Here is a 16,057-nt window from a genome sequence, read left to right on the forward strand (position 1 = left end):
CAATTAGTTTACAGAATGAAGGAGTCCATCATGGATAAGAGTAAACGTCGTTTTATCAAAGGGGCCGCTGTAACGGGTGGTGTGGGATTATTTGCTGCGGGTTATAGCCATACATTAGCGCAAATAGGTAAAGGTGTCGTCAATGGTACTTCAGGGAAACCTACCCAAGATCCGCTGCATGGCAATTCCTTAGCGCCTGAATACAAAGTCGATTTACAGTCAGGTCAGTTAATCAGCAATGACGATCAACGCATCGCCAATACTATGTGCTTAGGTTGCTGGACCAAATGCGGCGTGCGCGCTCGTATCGATCAAAAAACCGATAAGATCATCCGCATCAGCGGTAATCCTTATCATCCGTTGTCATCGCGGGAACATATCGATTTCGATACGCCAATCAAAACCGCATTTGTCGGACTAAGCGCCTTTCAAGAACAAGGTCTACAGGGGCGTTCCACCGCCTGCGCTCGCGGTAATGCCATGTTAGAACAATTGGATAGCCCGCATCGTGTTACCCAATGTCTTAAGCGCGTAGGTAAGCGCGGCAGTGGCCAATGGCAGAGCATTAGCTTTGAGCAGTTGCTGAATGAAGTCATCGAAGGCGGTAATTTATTTGGCGAAGGCCAAGTTGAAGGCTTAAGGACGATTCGAGATATCGCCACGCCGCTCGATGCCAATAATCCGGAATACGGCCCTAAGGCCAACCAGTTACTGGTCTCGAACGCCTCCGATGAAGGCCGCGATGCCATTATCAAACGTTTTACCTTCAACAGCTTTGGCACGCGAAACTTTGCCAACCACGGCGCTTACTGTGGATTTACCTACCGCGCTGGTGCAGGCGCTTTATTGGATGATTTGAAAAAATACGCTCACTTGAAACCCGATTGGGACCATAGCGAATTTTTACTCTTTATCGGCACTTCACCGCAGCAATCGGGCAATCCCTTTAAACGCCAAGCAAGACAATTGGCTAACGCGCGGGTGAATAACAGCAATTTCAGTTATGTGGTGGTGTCGCCCATGTTGCCCAATACCTCGAATCAACCTTGTGCGGGCAACAATACTTGGTTGCCGATCCGCCCCGCCACCGATTCGGCACTCGCCATGGGCATGTTGCGCTGGATTATTGATAACCAGCGCTATGCCGCCGATTTTTTGAGTGCGCCCAATGTCGATGCTGCAAAAGCATCAGGTTACCGTGGCTTTAGTAATGCAGGCTTCTTGATAATCAGCGAGCCCACCCATCCAAGATATGGCCAATATCTCTTTGCCAGCGATCTTGGCTTACCTTTCGACGGCAAAGCCTACGGCGAGCAGGACTCGCAGTTGGTTGTCGATGCAACGAGTGGCGAGGTAGTTTTTGCTAGCCAAAGTCAAAAAGCCAAGCTCGACGTTAATCAAAGCGTCGACACACCTAAGGGAGTGATTGCGGTTAAATCTAGCTTCAAACTGTTAAGCGAAGCGGCGCACAGCTTCGAAATGGAACACTATGCCAAGGAGTGCGATATCAGCGAAGCGCAGATTATTGCCCTCGCGGACAAATTCACCAGCCATGGCACTAAGGCGGCGGTGATCTCCCACGGCGGCACAATGAGCGCTAATGGTTTTTATAGCGCGTGGGCAATCATGATGCTCAACGCCATGATAGGTAACATCAATTTTAAAGGTGGCGCATTAGCTTCCGGCGGTTCCTTTCCCGCCTTTGGTAAAGGCCCAAGGTATAATCTGCAGGAGTTTGACGACATGGTCGAGCCTAAGGGCGTATTCCTATCGCGATCTAAATTCCCCTACGAGAAAACCTCTGAGTATCGCCGTAAAGTCGAAGCGGGCGAATCGCCTTATCCCGCCAAGGAGCCTTGGTTTCCGATTTCATCGCCCTTGCTGGGCGAACATTTAACGGCGGCGGTGCACGGTTATCCCTATCGACTCAAAGCCTGGATTAACCACATGGGCAATCCGATTTATGGTCAAGCGGGTTTAGGGGAAGCCATTGGTGAGCAACTGAAAGATCCCAAAGTGCTACCACTGTTTATCAGTATCGACAGCTTTATTAACGAAACCTCGGCGCTATCGGATTACATAGTGCCCGACACCTTAACGTACGAGTCTTGGGGCTGGACCTCGGCATGGCAAGGCACACTAACCAAAGTTGCCACAGGTCGTTGGCCGATTGTCGAGCCAAGAGTCGCGAAAATGGCCAGTGGTGACGTGGTGTGCATGGAGTCTTTCTTAAGCCAAGTCGCGATGAAGCTGCAATTACCCGGCTTTGGCGAAAATGCCGTTAAGGCCGCCGATGGCAGCTTACATCCGTTAACGCGCGCAGCGGATTACTCACTCTACGGCGCAGCCAACGTGGCCTATTTAGGTAAAGCCGTCGCCGATATTAGTGCCGAGGACATGTATCTTAGCGGTGTGAGCCGCATTCAAAGTGAACTCAACGCCAGACTCAAGCCAGATGAGGCCAAAAAAGTCAGTTACTTATTAGCTCGCGGCGGCCGTTTTGAAGAAATGCGCGGCGCGCGCGATGACGCGGGTAATCCGAGTAAAGTCTGGTCTAAACCTATGATGCTGTGGAATCCCGACGTCGGCAGTCGTCGTAATAGCTTAACGGGGGAATTTATGAGTGGTTGTCCACGCTTATATCAACCCGCCTTGGCCGATGGTACGCCGCTCGATAAGGCGTTTGATAAATCACAGTGGCCTTTGCTGATCAGCAGTTACAAGTCCCATACCATGAGTTCTATGAGTATTGGCTCGGATCGTCTACGCCAAGTGCACCCTAATAATCCGGTGCGACTGAACGAGAAAACCGCCGCTCGCCTTGGGATCAGCACGGGCGACACAGTAAAAATCAGCACGCCTAACGGCAGCGTAATCGCCTTAGTGGAATGTGTTGCCGGAGTGCACCCAGACTGCATCGCCATCGAACACGGTTATGGTCATAAGGAACTCGGTGCGCGGGACACTGTGATTGACGAAATTAACATCGCCGCCAATCCGCTGATCCGAGTCGGCATCAATATGAACGACTTGAATCTGTTCGATCCGAGTCGCCACGGCCGCTACCCGCTGGTGGACTGGGCAAGTGGCGCCTCGGCAAGACAAGGGTTGCCCGCTAAGATTGAAAAACTAAGCTAACCGCCGCGCATAGATAATATTTAGAAAGCTGCCATTGGCAGCTTTTTAATAGCGTGAATTCAAGCTAACTGACCCAAGTAGCATGCTAAAATTTAGCTATCCGTTCTGCCGCTACGTCTGGTCGGGCTAAAACCAAAGCCTAGTCGAGCTAAAACCAAAGAGAAGTGATCTTCTTTTGCTCAATTTAGGTATATAGATCCCGATCACGTGTTTAATAGAAATAAACCACACATTAAAATCACAGCTATATTTATCTGTGTATCCAGCTCGTTATATCGAGCTTTCAATAAAGACCAGCGGTTTCTGAGTCAGTTAAGCTCATCAGGAGTATCCCAGTGTTCAATTCTTCATTACGTAAAAGCCTAGAAGTGAGCGAAAACAAGCGCCAAGAAGCGGAGTCGGTCATCGACGCCATTAAGCAAAGTATTGCCACGGTAGAATTTACGCCTGAAGGAAAAGTGCTCGATGCGAATGCCTTGTTTTTAAAAGTAGTCGGTTATTCACTTACTGAAGTTGTTGGTCAACACCATAAGCTGTTTTGCTCAGCGACCTATGCTAATTCTCCTGCATACCAACAATTTTGGAGTAATTTAAAAGCCGGTCATCCACAGGAGGGACATTTCGCGCGAGTGAATAAAAATGGCCAAGAAATCTGGCTAAGAGCGACTTACTTTCCTGTAAAACAGGCGGGCAAAGTCGTGAAGATAATGAAAACGGCTTCTGAAATTACCCAATATAAGCAACAGCTTGACGATCAACCTGCCATCTTTGATGCCCTAAATCGCTCCCAAGCTATTATTGAATTTACCCCAGATGGCACTATCCTGAAGGCAAATGCCAACTTTTTAAAAACAATGGGATACAGCAAAGAACAGATCTTGGGTAAGCATCATAGAATTTTCTGTTTTGATGAATTTTATCGACAAAATCCACACTTTTGGGACGAGCTTAAGCAAGGTCGCTATAGCAAAGGGCTATTTGAGCGCAAAAATGCCTATGGGGACTCAATTTGGCTGGAGGCGGCTTACAATCCCATTATGGATGAGCATGGAAAGGTCGTTAAAGTTGTTAAGTTCGCCAGTGATATCAGCAAGCGGATCGAGCAAAGCCACGCTGTGCGTGAAGCCGCAAATATTGCACTCACCACATCGCAACGCACCGTTGAGCAAGCGGAACAAGGTGTTAAGTTGCTTAATGCGACCGTCAATACCTCCAATGCCATTGCTGAACAAACCCATAAAACGACTCAGGCGATTACTCAACTGAATGAGCAATCCCAAAGTATTCAAGCCATAGTCGCGACCATTAGCTCGATTGCCGATCAAACCAATTTGCTGGCATTAAATGCCGCGATTGAGGCCGCGCGTGCGGGTGAACAAGGCCGAGGTTTTGCGGTTGTCGCCGATGAAGTGAGGCAGCTCGCTTCCAGAACCAGTAAATCAACCAGTGAAATTGCCGCCGTCGTCACTAAAAATACCCAGCTCACCACAAGTGCAACGAGTATGATGAACGAAGTTGAAGGTATCGCACAGGAAGGGAAACAACAATTAGCCGAGGTCACTTTGGTGATGGGAGAAATACGCAACGGAGCAGAAAACGTTTCAAAAACAGTCTCTCAACTATCGATTGATTAACTGTAATATGTAAGCTAGTTCATCGCGCTATCAAGGATCACATGGCGCTTTATCTACCGATAAAACGCCATGTGATTGTTACGTCAATTAATAATCGGTTTTACGACCTTCATAGTTGGCGCACATTTGCTGCGCCAGCGCCTCGTCGTAAGGACGTAAACCACTCATGACTAAAGTTTTAATACCTGTACCGACAAGAGTATCGCCACTGTGTAATTCAAAGTGCAATGTCACATCGCCACGTTTACCGTCGATTTTTAAATCTTGGCCAACGAGTGATAAGGTCACTTGCACAAAATCGAGGGTGGTTAAGTCAAACGACATGCTTTCGTAAATCACTAAAGGTCGGTCTGGGTTGATCATCACTTGATGTTGTTTCATCAAAGGGATAAGGATATCGATAAAATTATGTCCAGAGAAGGCAACATATTGACGAATAAAGGATTCGGTCTGCGCATCGCAACAACTTACATCGCCTTGGCGACTCACATTAAGATAGGTTTTTTCGCGGCTATCGCGAATCGAAAAACTCTCGCTCACTTGTTCTGGGAATTGCAGTTCGACGCTATCGCCCACCATACCCGCAAAGCTAAATTTCATGTTCTGACTCAGGCCATATTGAGTCAATACTAAGGCAAACAGTAAATCTCCCGGCACGCAAAAGCGTTTTGCGCCCACATCGTGTATGGGATTAAAGTCCTGCGCAATTTTCTTCGCGAAGTCGCTGGCTTGTTGTGCGGATACGGAAATAGCTTGATTTTGCTTGGAAAAATAAGGCGCTAGAAACATATAAACTCTATTTGTAATAACTCAATACAGGGATGGATAACAAAATTATCACGAGTCTACCTTAAATTAGGTATTTAACTCACCCGATGACTTGATCCCACGGAAGACGTACAAAGTAACACCATGACCACATTTGTAAAGCCAAACACATTACAAGGGTATTAACTTAGGTTAACAGGCTAACGTCTTCCATTGGATAAGGAACAAATAGTTAGACTTGTTTAAATTCTCGCTTCAATTGAAAACTATCGTCAGTAACCAGTTGTTCTAGCACTTCGACACGTTGACGCAGTGTGGCTAACTCGGCCCGCATGGCTTGATTTTCAGCCTCTTGCGCTCGGCTAGACACCCCTTGCTTGTCGCGAATTTTCATAATCGCCACCACATATCCGCCAACAATGGCGAGGATCGGGATAAGTAAAGCTAGGGCTCCGGTATTCATAGTCATTTCCTTTATCGATTGGCGCTATTGTTATCAGGCTAAAAAATCAGGCTTATTTCGACTCTAGATATAGCTCAAAGTCAGAATATGGCAATGAGTATGCGCAAAATAACGCTTATCCACCAGTGACAAAAGTCATGAAGTTTAGCTAAGGCGCATCATTCCTTATCGAAGCTATCCACAACAATAGCGCCCATGGAGGCAGGCATAGTGATGACGATGATCCGTTTTATCGAGGTTAGCGGGTCTTCAAAAAATGGCACTTTATCGAGACACAGCAGGACGAGGAAAACCACCAGCGCGGTGAGCAAATACGCCACCACAATGCGGAAAATAAACACAGGGACTCGGGCACTAATATTTTGCTGGAACACACTGTGATAAGTAAAAACCCCTAGAAATAACAACGATAAACTAAAGAGCATGGCGAGATTGAGCACAGGCAAGGTTTCGCCGAGATGCCAGGCTTCCTCTGAAAACGCCACGGGCACCGCCAGCGCAAATGCCCCCACGCAAACTTGGCTCGCATCTTCGGTATTAAAACTAAAGGTCATGCTCATCGCTCCTTAATATTCCAATCCATTTGATTAGCCGCAAATGACGTGCGGCTAAGACGCGCTACATTGGGGCTTATTCCTGCAGTATTAAGTGCGATACAGCACTTTAACCACATGCCAGCCAAACTTAGTTTTGACTATGTGCGGCACTAATAACTCGCCCGAAAATGCCACTTTATCAAACTGTGGCACCATTTGGCCTTTTTTAAACTCGCCTAAATCACCGCCTTTTTTGGCCGAAGGGCAAGATGAAAAACGCTTGGCGAGTACCGCAAAATTAGCGCCATTATTCAGCTGCTTAACGATATCCTCAGCCTGCTCTTTGTGTTTCACTAAAATATGCACGGCGGCAGCGGTTTTAAACATGTTATTTCTCACTTTGGGTTAACGACCTAGGCTAAGGGAAGATGGCGTCACGCGTGTACTCTCGATAACGCCATTTCCATTCGCATAGGTTCTACTACTTAAGATTTTATATTCAACGCACAAATGCGTGATTGGTCGATTCTCGAGCCTATTGGCCGAGTATTTTCTGCCACCATTGCAAAGGCTCGCCGCAATTATTCACCGGACGATAAGTTGCGGTTAATGCCGGAAGCGCATCAACATTGCTGCAATCCGATTCTTTGGCCACTCCGGTATCTCGGTCAAAAAAGCCCTTCACGACGCCATTCACTGGGATAGAGCGCAGACTAATAGGTGGACGTTCTTTCAAGAAGGCAAGATACACGGCCATGGCGCCACTGCTGCCATACAAGCTGGTTTTGCCGTTATCATCACGCCCCACCCAAATAGCGGCGACGTTACGCTCATCAAAGCCCGCAAACCAAGAGTCGCGGCTATCGTTACTTGTACCTGTTTTCCCCGCCAGCCCAACGCCTGGGAAGGCATTGCCTAAGCGCGTCGCTGTGCCCGTATTAACCACTTGCTGCATAGCGTACTGGATCAAAAAGTCAGTATCGGGTGAGATGGCCTGCTCTTTAGGCAATCGCGTCACGGGCAATGGATTTTTATCAGCATCCAACACAGCCGTCACTGTGGTTAATTTACGGTAAACCCCGCTATCGGCTAAGGTTTGGTACACCTGCGCCACCATTAATGGCGAGCCATTGACGGCGCCAAGTAACATAGAAGGATACTCGTTTAACGGCTCCTGCCAGCCCGACTTAGCTAAGGTTGTCGCAACCGCATCCACGCCCACCGCAATCCCAAGATTTACTGTCGGGACGTTCATCGACTTTTTCAGCGCCGTTAACAAAGGCACTTGGCCGCTGAACTTCTTATCGAAGTTTTGCGGTGACCATGTCTTACCTTGCTCACTCTTTAAGGTAATAGGCTGATCTTTAAGGGGAGTCGCTAAGGTAAATTGGCTATTGGGTGCCAGTGCAGTGGCGTACACAAAGGGCTTAATTAACGAGCCAATCGGGCGACGAATTTCAACCGCGCGGTTAAAACCATCAAATCCAGGGGTTTTATCGCCGACCATTGCCGCGATACCGCCCGTGTATTTGTCGGTAACCACCATGCCTACCTGCAATGACTTGTTGCTCTTATCTAAGCTTTTAAGGGTTTGTGTCACCGCAATTTCGGCGGCTTCTTGGGCCATAGGATCGAGCGTGGTATAGATTTTTACCCCAGATTGCTTCAGTAACGCATCGCCATAACGCTCGTTCACTTCCTGTTTTACCAGGGCGAAGAAAGAAGGTAATTTCTGGTGTGCTGGCTTATTAAGATTACGGATCGCCAGAGGTGACTCTACCGCCGCCTTGTACTCGGCCGTGGTTAAATCGCCTGCATCCATGAGTAAACGCAGTACCAGATCGCGACGCTCTTGAATGCGCTCCGGATATCGCCATGGATTGTAGTAAGACGGCCCCTTAATCGCAGCCACTAAAAATGCCTGCTGGGCGATAGTCAACTCACTGATAGGACGGCCGAAATAGAAACGCGATGCCAAACCCATACCATGAACGGCGCGGGATTTATCCTGCCCCATATACACTTCGTTAAGATAGGCTTCGAGGATTTCGTCCTTGCTGTAACGAAAATCGATAATCACTGCCATCAAGGCTTCGCGCACCTTACGCAGTAAAGAACGCTCACTCGATAGGAAAAAGTTTTTCGCTAACTGCTGGGTTAATGTTGAGCCACCTTGCACTGTGCGACCGGCGCTAATGTTTACAAACGCGGCGCGCGCAATCGCGAAGGGATTCACCCCATGATGTTCGTAAAAGCTACGGTCTTCCACCAGCAATAACGCCTGCACAATCGACTTAGGCATTTCTTCGGTCGGCACAAACAGCCTGTCTTCACCGTCGCCAGTAATAATGCGATCGAGCAACACAGGCTCAAGATGGAATACGGCAAGCTGGCGTTTGTCCGACACTCGGGAGACTGAACTGACGCCATTGCTGTCGAAGCTGATCATGACTCTTTGTTCGACTTGATCGCCTTCAGGATGTAAAAATGGTCGACGCCACAATTCGATACGAGTGCTTGATGCCGAAAATTCTCCCACTTGGCGTGGATTCGCGACCTTGCGATAGCCGAGCAACTTAAGCTCAGCCATCATTTGCGGATGACTGACCGCCGCGCCGGGATACAGCGCCATAGAACGGCTGAACACCTGCGCGGGCAAGTGCCATTTTTGGCCTTCAAATTTTTGCGCAATAATTTGATCGAGATAGATGCTGTAGAACGTCACTACAGCTAATCCGGCTAAGCCTAATTTCCAAGTGATTGACCACATTCGTCGAAATAAACCGCGGCCATTGTTGGCCCTACGGGAAGCGGGTGTTTTTTTTGTCGTCTTAGTCGTCATATCTACTTCATCATTCATGCATTTAAAGACATCAGCCACAATAACAAGCGTGGTGCGAATCAAGGCGTGTTATCACGCTATTTAAAACCAGCAACACTGCGCTATGGCTGAGCTAAACCCAAGGTTTTCTTCTTGGTAAATTTTGTCGGTAGTGTATTAACAGGATCGTCCGGCCACAGATGTTTTGGGTATCGGCCGCGCATTTCCTTTTTCACTTCAACATAAGGTCCCTGCCAGAAACTGGCTAAATCCGCCGTCAAAGCCAATGGACGCTGAGCGGGAGAAAGTAATTCCATCGTCACCTTTAGCTTGCCCTGCGCCAGCATAGGGCTCTGCGCCATGCCAAAGGTTTCTTGCAGACGCACCCGCAGCAGCGCACGCCCAGATTCATCGTATACGATTGGCGCAGAGGTACCGGTAACTAACGGCCAAGAGGTTGGCAATAACTCCTCCAGTCGCTGTTTCTGCTGCCAGCTCAAACAGTTTGCCACAAAACCAAAGCAATCGAGCTTAACTAATTGCGGCAGATTATTCACATTTTCGAGGTAAGGCGCCAGCCAAGTTTCTAGGCTCGCTAATAACGCCTCATCATCGACCTTTGGCCAATCACTGCCCGCATCGAACTCAGTCGCGAGTTTAAGCCTGTATTGAAACTGCTCTAAGTTAGCGTTCCAATTGAGAATTTGTAATCCTTGCTGGCGAATATAAGCTAGTAAGGCCGCGACAATTTGCTTGCGCTCAGGCTTAGCAATCGTCTCGGTTTTCACTAAAATTTGTCCGACCTTGTATTGGCGCTCGGCAATCACTCGGCCTTTGCCTTCATCCCAGCCACAGATCTCGTGGATTTCCAGCAAGTCTTTTAGCTCGCTATCGAATAAACTCGGCTGAAACTGACTCGCCAAGTAAATCCGCCCAGCGTTTCTGCCTTCACTTTCTTGGAAATCCGCCACCACCATCCAAGGCGTTTGCGATAATGCATCTTCGGCCGCCAGCACCACGCCAGTGCCATTGGCTAATTGATAACCCTCAACGCCGCGCGCTTTGGCGATACGGTCCGGATACGCCAGCGCCAGCAATAATCCCACATCGCTGTGGTGAGCATGGGTAGCGACCTTCGCTAAATCGGCAGTTAATCCGAGCTTTTTCTGCCACTGTTTCGCCTGCTGTCCCGCTTGCCCCTGACAAGCAAAGTGCAGGTAATTCATGATATCGGCGCCCTTTTTAGGCAAACCGCGCGCCTCTACAATCCCCGACAGCAAACAGGCCAAACTGCCCAATTGCGCAGTTTGCTCATAATCAGCGCCTAAGCTTGTCGCGCCCAATAGCATATGGGCAAGCCTGGGGTGACACCCCAGCTCATAGGCCGCTTTACCGTGGGAAGTGAGTTTATTTTGGCCATCGACCATGCCTAAGCGCTGCAGTAATTGCCACGCCAGCGCCTCATTCACACTCGGTGGCGGCGTTAACAACATCAAGTCGCTGAAGGATTTTGCGCCCCAGTAAGCACAATCGTGGGCCATAGCCACCAGATCCGCTTGGCTGATCTCGGGTTCATCGGCCCTGAGCATGCGGCCATGTTCTTCTTGGCTCCACAAACGCACGCACACACCCGCAGATAAACGTCCGGCGCGGCCACTGCGCTGAGTTGCCGAAGCTTGGCTAATGCGTTTTAAGCCTAAGCGAGTGACACCAGTTTTAGGGTTAAAACTGGCCTGACGTTTATAGCCGCTGTCGATGACAAAACCTATACCTTCAATGGTTAAGCTCGATTCCGCCACGTTAGTCGCTAGCACGATTTTGCGCCTGCCATCTGTGGTTGCCGCAATCGCGCTATCTTGCTCAGCACCCGAAAGCTCACCATAAAGGGGGCAAATCAGAAAGGCATCTTGGGCTAAGCGCTCACGCAGAAACTGCTGCAGTCGTGAGATTTCGCCTTTTCCAGGTAAGAAGACGAGCACGGCGTTATTGCTAGCCGTTTTATCAACGTTGGCACTACTGGCAGAGACCAGATCGAGTACGCAGCGGCCAAGATGATCGATCCAATGCTGCTGCGTCGGCACAGGGCGATATTCAACCTCAACGGGAAAACTGCGGCCTTCACTGTGTAAGGTCACTGCCTCTGGCATCAATTCGCCCAAGGCAAGGCCTGATAAGGTTGCCGACATAGCTAATATCTTTAAATCGTCCCGCAGTGAGGCTTGCACTTCGAGCGCTAAGGCGAGGCCTAAATCGGTGGTGAGGTGGCGTTCATGGATCTCATCGAAGATGATCATTCCAATCCCAGTTAATTCGGGATCTTGCTGGATCATCCGCGTGAGTATGCCTTCGGTGACAATCTCTAAGCGGGTATTGGCGCTGATTTTAGCTTCACCGCGCACGCGATAGCCCACTTCTTGCCCCACCTTTTGCTGGCGACAATGGGCAATATAGTGCGCCACACTGCGCGCCGCGACACGCCGAGGTTCGAGCATTAAAATGCGTCCGCTGATTTCTGGCCAATCCAACATAGCCAAAGGTAACGCGGTAGATTTACCCGCACCTGTCGGTGCCTCGAGGATCACTTGAGCGTGACGAGAAAAAGCCGCACGCAGCGGTGCTAATAAGCTATGAATAGGTAGAGAGTTCAAGAAAAAGACATCAGCGGCCAACACAGGCCGTCAGTGTACTAACAATCGACGGTGAGTACCATTTCACTGCAACATAATCCGGCTCGGCAGTTAAGTGTACCAAACACTAGAGCTGTGGATAGGCGGCAAAGGTCTCACGTTTTTCGAGCCAAGGTCGGCTGAGCCCTGACGTTAGCTCAGCTAACCGTATCGGTTTATTGATGGCGTAACCTTGGGCATAGTCGACGCCAAGGGTTTGCAGTTTCCGGCCAATATCTTGGGATTCGACAAATTCGGCAACCACATCAAAGCCCATATCTTGGCCGAGTTGGCAAATCGATTTGACGATCGCCTGATCCGCACTGTCTTCGCAGATGTTCACCACAAACTGACCATCCACCTTCACAAAGTCCACATTAAGGCGCTTAAGGTAGGCGAAGCTAGAAAAGCCAGCCCCAAAGTCATCAAGGGCTAACTTACAATTAAGCGGGCGCAGTATATCGAGTAACTTTGTCGCTTGATCGAGCTGACTCACGGCTGCGGTTTCAGTGATCTCGATGCAAAGCTTGTCCACCAGCTCAGGTTCGGCCATCAAACGCATTTCTAGCCAGTTCATAAACTCAAAGTCGCCCAAAGAAGTCGCCGACAAATTCACCGACACGAGATCCAATTGCTGCCAGATATCTAAATGGCAACCGCCCCACTTGAGCAAGTTATCGATCACCCACAAGTCGACCTTAGAAGCTAAGTTATATCGCTCGGCGGCGGGCAAGAAGATGGCTGGTGACACAATAGTGCCGTTGGCCTGCACCATGCGCAGTAAGATCTCTAAATGCAGACCTGACTCCTCACGGTTTAATGGCACTATGCTTTGAAAATAAAGCTCAAATTGGTTTAACGCCAGTGCGCCGACTATGTCCACTGACGCCATCATCTCGGTATAGAGACGGTTCATTTTAGGATCGCTCGCACTGTATAAATGCCAGCCATTACGGCCTTGATCTTTCGCCAAGCGACACGCAGCATCGGCCTGACTCATCACGGTATAAATGTCGGCGGCTTTTTTATCGAGTTTAGCAATCCCCATACTGACACTGACATTGTGACTGCGGCCTTCCCATATAAATTCATGGTTCGCCAATTGGGTACAGATACGTTTAGCGATTTGTTTTGCCGAGTCCACATTGCAATAATGCATCAAGATACCAAACTCATCGCCACCTAAACGGGCGACGATATCGCCCTTACGCACGAGCTGTTTTAAGCGTAATGCCACTTGGCAAAGCAGCTTATCGCCCGCCTGATGGCCACTAATATTGTTGATGACTTGGAATTGGTCTAAATCGAGAAACGCCACGCAAATAGGCATATCGTCGTGGGCGTGCAGCAGGTTTTCTAATAGGGCTTCGAAATGTAACCGATTGGGCAATCCTGTGAGCGCATCATAATTGGCATGGAACGACAGCTCATCGGCTAGACGATACTTCTCGCTGACATCTTCGGCAATCATGACTAAGGTATCTTTATCGCCACTGATCTGGCTAAAACTGAGTTTCAACCAAGCCAGTTGATGGATAGATTTTAACGGTAATTCACACCAAGCCTGACCAAGCACGCCTTCACGTACCACATGCAAGGTATCAGTTAACATGGCATGTTCTTCCTCACGCACCATGTCGAATAAATCATAACCATGTTGGATTGGCAGCGTTTGCAGGGCGACTTTATTGAGCATAGTCAATTGATTATATTTATCTAACAAGGCACAGGCTAAGGGTAACTGATTGAAGACTTCACAGTATTTATGCTCACTGGCGAGCATGCTCAGGGCGATACGCGTCAGTTCCATCGCCGAGCCAATCATCACAGCGGCGTGGTTAAACTCACTTATAAACTCTTCGCTCCATTCGCAACACTCGGAGCAATTGACTGCACCCAGCGCAATACGCGTTTCGCCAAATACCACAGGTGGCAATACCAATAAACTTTTGACGTCCCAATCTCTTAATAGCGTTCGCTCGGCCTGTGCATCGGCGGGTAAGGTATTCACATCGGGCAGATTTAATAGTCGCGGGGTGCGGACAAGGGAGCGAAAGAATGGCATGCGTGCCAAGGGCCAGACTCGGGTTTGTTGGCCTTTGGCAAATTGGGGTTTTAGATACAAATTACGCGTGCGTAAACGATCCAGAGACTGGCTGCCAGTCAATACAAATACTCCGTCACAATGCAGCTGCAAAGTGATGGTCTCAAGTGCTCGGTCAACATTTTGCTCTAAGGTTTCTAGCGGAGACTCACTAAAAATACTCACCAAGGCCTGTTGGAGTGGATTTGCTAAACCTACTAACATGAAAAGTGACTTCCTTACCTAAAAATCCATTTAAGGTATTATCGACGTATATTGAGTATAGGCTCACAGTAAATTAAACGTCTGCTTGAGTCGCAAATTAGCCGATAAATTCAACAACTAGATTAACGCTCAAAGACGCTAAACGTCAAAGTGTTCCCTGAGATAATCCGTGTTGAGCCCCACAAAGGATGATAAACCGATGCAACAAAGGCTATTTCTCGGCTTCGCGCCTACCGCTGCACAAATGACAAGGCTGAGTGATGTACAACAGCAGCTAATTTGTCACCTCAATCCTGAGGCGAAAGCGGTTAGCGTCAGTAATATGCATTTAACGCTCTGCTTTTTAGGGCAAGTTGACGACGAGCAACGCATCGCCCTCCTTGATGCGATTGACTGCTTAGCTAAGCCTAGATTCAGCGTTCAGATTAACCTGCTCGACTTATGGCCCAATGCCCAAGTTTGTTGCTTGAAAGGCGATGACGTTGAGCCGCCGTTAGCGCAATTAGCTAAGCAGACGCAAGCAATCGCAGGCCGCCTGCAATTGCATAGCAGTGAACACCACTTTTGCCCGCACATCAGTTTATTTAGGAAGGCTAAAGAATGGACGCTAAATGAGTCGGCGTTATTGCAACTCAAGGACATGAATACGCTAACGTTAACGCCCGAATGTTTGCATTTATATCATTCAAAAAGCACAAGCACGGGTGTGGAATATCACATCCTACATTCTTGGACGCTCGATTAGCGTAGATCAAAAACAAAAAAGCCCGAGTATCCACTCAGGCTTTATTTTCAATTTATATCTATGCATCAATTAACACATGAATAAACCAATAGAGCTTAATTAAACCGACCCAATAAACAATGCCTTATTCGAGTAAACGTAAGGTTTCGCGATACGCACGCTTTTGCTCGTAGGTTTGTAAACGCTGCATAAATTCATCTGTCTTAGTCATTTCGGCGCTCATCTTTAACGCTTCAATTGCTTTTTGTTGCGTCGAAATTGCCGCACCAAAATCGCCGACTTCGGCATAAGCCGCCGCCAGATTATCTAAATTTGTCGGGTCGTTTTCATTCACTTTGAGCAACTTTAAGGACAACTCGACCGCTTTATTACCATCGCGATACTCAGCTTCTGGGCAAGTCGCTAAAATCCACGCCACATTACCTAAGGCAACATCATCACCCACTTGGGAAAATTGCTCGACCGCTTTACCACAGTTACGTTGCACGCCATCGCCGCCAGAAGCATAAATAAAGCCTAAACGGAATTGTGCCCAACGACTGCCCTGCTCACTCAAGGCTCGATACCAATGCTCGGCCACGGATAAGTCTCGCTTGATTAATTGGCCTTCAAAAGACAGGTCGGCTAAGGTTTGCTGGGCTTTTTCATGTTGCTGCTCGGCGGCAAGTGAAATCCAGTGCAAACCAGAGGGCACTTCTTGCGCCACAAAACGGCCAGAAAGATACATTAATCCCAGCAAAAATTGGGCATCGGCGTCGCCTTGCTCTGCCGTCACCTGTATATGCACAAACTTACTGGCTGCGAGTTCGGCAGCAGGCTGCGGGATAGAAAATGCGTGCGCCGCAGAGCTAAGCCCGATTGTTAAGCTTAAACCTGCACCTAAAACCCATAATCTGTATTTCACTTGCTTACCTCTCTTGAAAGCGACTGCCCACAAAGTTAGCCAGAATTAACCCCATAAGTCGAGCCTAAATACAC

Annotated in this window: 11 protein-coding genes; 3 read left to right on the forward strand and 8 right to left on the reverse strand. The window is 48.6% G+C overall.

Features of this window, described 5'->3' with window-relative positions; translation table 11 throughout:
• Window positions 1-30 precede the first annotated feature (30 nt).
• Entirely contained in the window at window positions 31-3,138 is a 3,108-nt protein-coding gene (locus Q4Q49_RS12235; RefSeq protein ID WP_311999469.1) for a tetrathionate reductase subunit A, read from the forward strand.
• Between the two features lie 335 nt (window positions 3,139-3,473).
• Entirely contained in the window at window positions 3,474-4,772 is a 1,299-nt protein-coding gene (locus Q4Q49_RS12240) for a PAS domain-containing methyl-accepting chemotaxis protein (RefSeq protein ID WP_311999470.1), read from the forward strand.
• A gap of 87 nt (window positions 4,773-4,859) precedes the next feature.
• Here Q4Q49_RS12240 and Q4Q49_RS12245 read toward each other — a convergent pair whose 3' ends face one another.
• The 7 genes from Q4Q49_RS12245 to Q4Q49_RS12275 all read right to left on the reverse strand — a co-directional run bounded on the left by Q4Q49_RS12245 (window position 4,860) and on the right by Q4Q49_RS12275 (window position 14,334).
• Entirely contained in the window at window positions 4,860-5,561 is a 702-nt protein-coding gene (locus tag Q4Q49_RS12245) for a DUF3581 domain-containing protein (protein WP_311999471.1), read from the reverse strand.
• Window positions 5,562-5,772: 211 nt separating this feature from the next.
• Entirely contained in the window at window positions 5,773-6,003 is a 231-nt protein-coding gene (locus Q4Q49_RS12250) for a hypothetical protein (RefSeq protein ID WP_106651667.1), read from the reverse strand.
• A gap of 158 nt (window positions 6,004-6,161) precedes the next feature.
• Window positions 6,162-6,557 carry a DUF2391 family protein gene (locus Q4Q49_RS12255; protein ID WP_006080091.1) on the reverse strand — a complete coding sequence of 132 codons (396 nt, stop codon included), beginning with the start codon at window positions 6,555-6,557 and terminating at the stop codon, window positions 6,162-6,164.
• Between the two features lie 90 nt (window positions 6,558-6,647).
• Window positions 6,648-6,926 carry a peptidylprolyl isomerase gene (locus Q4Q49_RS12260; RefSeq protein ID WP_006084190.1) on the reverse strand — a complete coding sequence of 93 codons (279 nt, stop codon included), beginning with the start codon at window positions 6,924-6,926 and terminating at the stop codon, window positions 6,648-6,650.
• A 148-nt stretch (window positions 6,927-7,074) separates the two neighbouring features.
• Window positions 7,075-9,399: a penicillin-binding protein 1B gene (mrcB, locus tag Q4Q49_RS12265; protein WP_311999472.1), complete on the reverse strand. Its 2,325-nt coding sequence runs from the start codon at window positions 9,397-9,399 to the stop codon at window positions 7,075-7,077.
• 83 nt (window positions 9,400-9,482) lie between these two features.
• A complete protein-coding gene (gene hrpB, locus Q4Q49_RS12270; protein ID WP_311999473.1) occupies window positions 9,483-12,032 on the reverse strand; it encodes an ATP-dependent helicase HrpB in 2,550 nt (849 codons plus the stop codon).
• An 82-nt stretch (window positions 12,033-12,114) separates the two neighbouring features.
• Window positions 12,115-14,334, reverse strand: a complete 2,220-nt coding sequence (locus Q4Q49_RS12275; RefSeq protein ID WP_311999474.1) for an EAL domain-containing protein — start codon at window positions 14,332-14,334, stop codon at window positions 12,115-12,117.
• Window positions 14,335-14,533: 199 nt separating this feature from the next.
• Between Q4Q49_RS12275 and thpR the strand changes: the two genes are divergently transcribed.
• Window positions 14,534-15,079, forward strand: coding sequence for an RNA 2',3'-cyclic phosphodiesterase (gene thpR / locus Q4Q49_RS12280; RefSeq protein ID WP_311999475.1), 546 nt, complete (start codon window positions 14,534-14,536; stop codon window positions 15,077-15,079).
• A gap of 124 nt (window positions 15,080-15,203) precedes the next feature.
• Here thpR and Q4Q49_RS12285 read toward each other — a convergent pair whose 3' ends face one another.
• Window positions 15,204-15,983 (reverse strand): tetratricopeptide repeat protein, encoded by a 780-nt coding sequence (locus Q4Q49_RS12285; RefSeq protein WP_011845736.1) that lies wholly within the window; start codon window positions 15,981-15,983, stop codon window positions 15,204-15,206.
• Window positions 15,984-16,057 lie beyond the last annotated feature (74 nt).

This window comes from Shewanella sp. SP1S1-7 (genome assembly GCF_031932105.1).
GTDB classification, from domain to species: domain Bacteria; phylum Pseudomonadota; class Gammaproteobacteria; order Enterobacterales; family Shewanellaceae; genus Shewanella; species Shewanella baltica.

Excerpts from the sequence above, each read along its gene's own strand:
- thpR (WP_311999475.1), top strand. The coding sequence starts at position 14,534 with ATGCAACAAAGGCTATTTCTCGGCTTCGCGCCTACCGCTGCACAAATG.
- Q4Q49_RS12260 (WP_006084190.1), bottom strand. The coding sequence starts at position 6,926 with ATGTTTAAAACCGCTGCCGCCGTGCATATTTTAGTGAAACACAAAGAG.
- Q4Q49_RS12245 (WP_311999471.1), bottom strand. The coding sequence starts at position 5,561 with ATGTTTCTAGCGCCTTATTTTTCCAAGCAAAATCAAGCTATTTCCGTA.
- Q4Q49_RS12250 (WP_106651667.1), bottom strand. The coding sequence starts at position 6,003 with ATGAATACCGGAGCCCTAGCTTTACTTATCCCGATCCTCGCCATTGTT.
- mrcB (WP_311999472.1), bottom strand. The coding sequence starts at position 9,399 with ATGAATGATGAAGTAGATATGACGACTAAGACGACAAAAAAAACACCC.
- Q4Q49_RS12255 (WP_006080091.1), bottom strand. The coding sequence starts at position 6,557 with ATGACCTTTAGTTTTAATACCGAAGATGCGAGCCAAGTTTGCGTGGGG.
- Q4Q49_RS12275 (WP_311999474.1), bottom strand. The coding sequence starts at position 14,334 with ATGTTAGTAGGTTTAGCAAATCCACTCCAACAGGCCTTGGTGAGTATT.
- Q4Q49_RS12235 (WP_311999469.1), top strand. The coding sequence starts at position 31 with ATGGATAAGAGTAAACGTCGTTTTATCAAAGGGGCCGCTGTAACGGGT.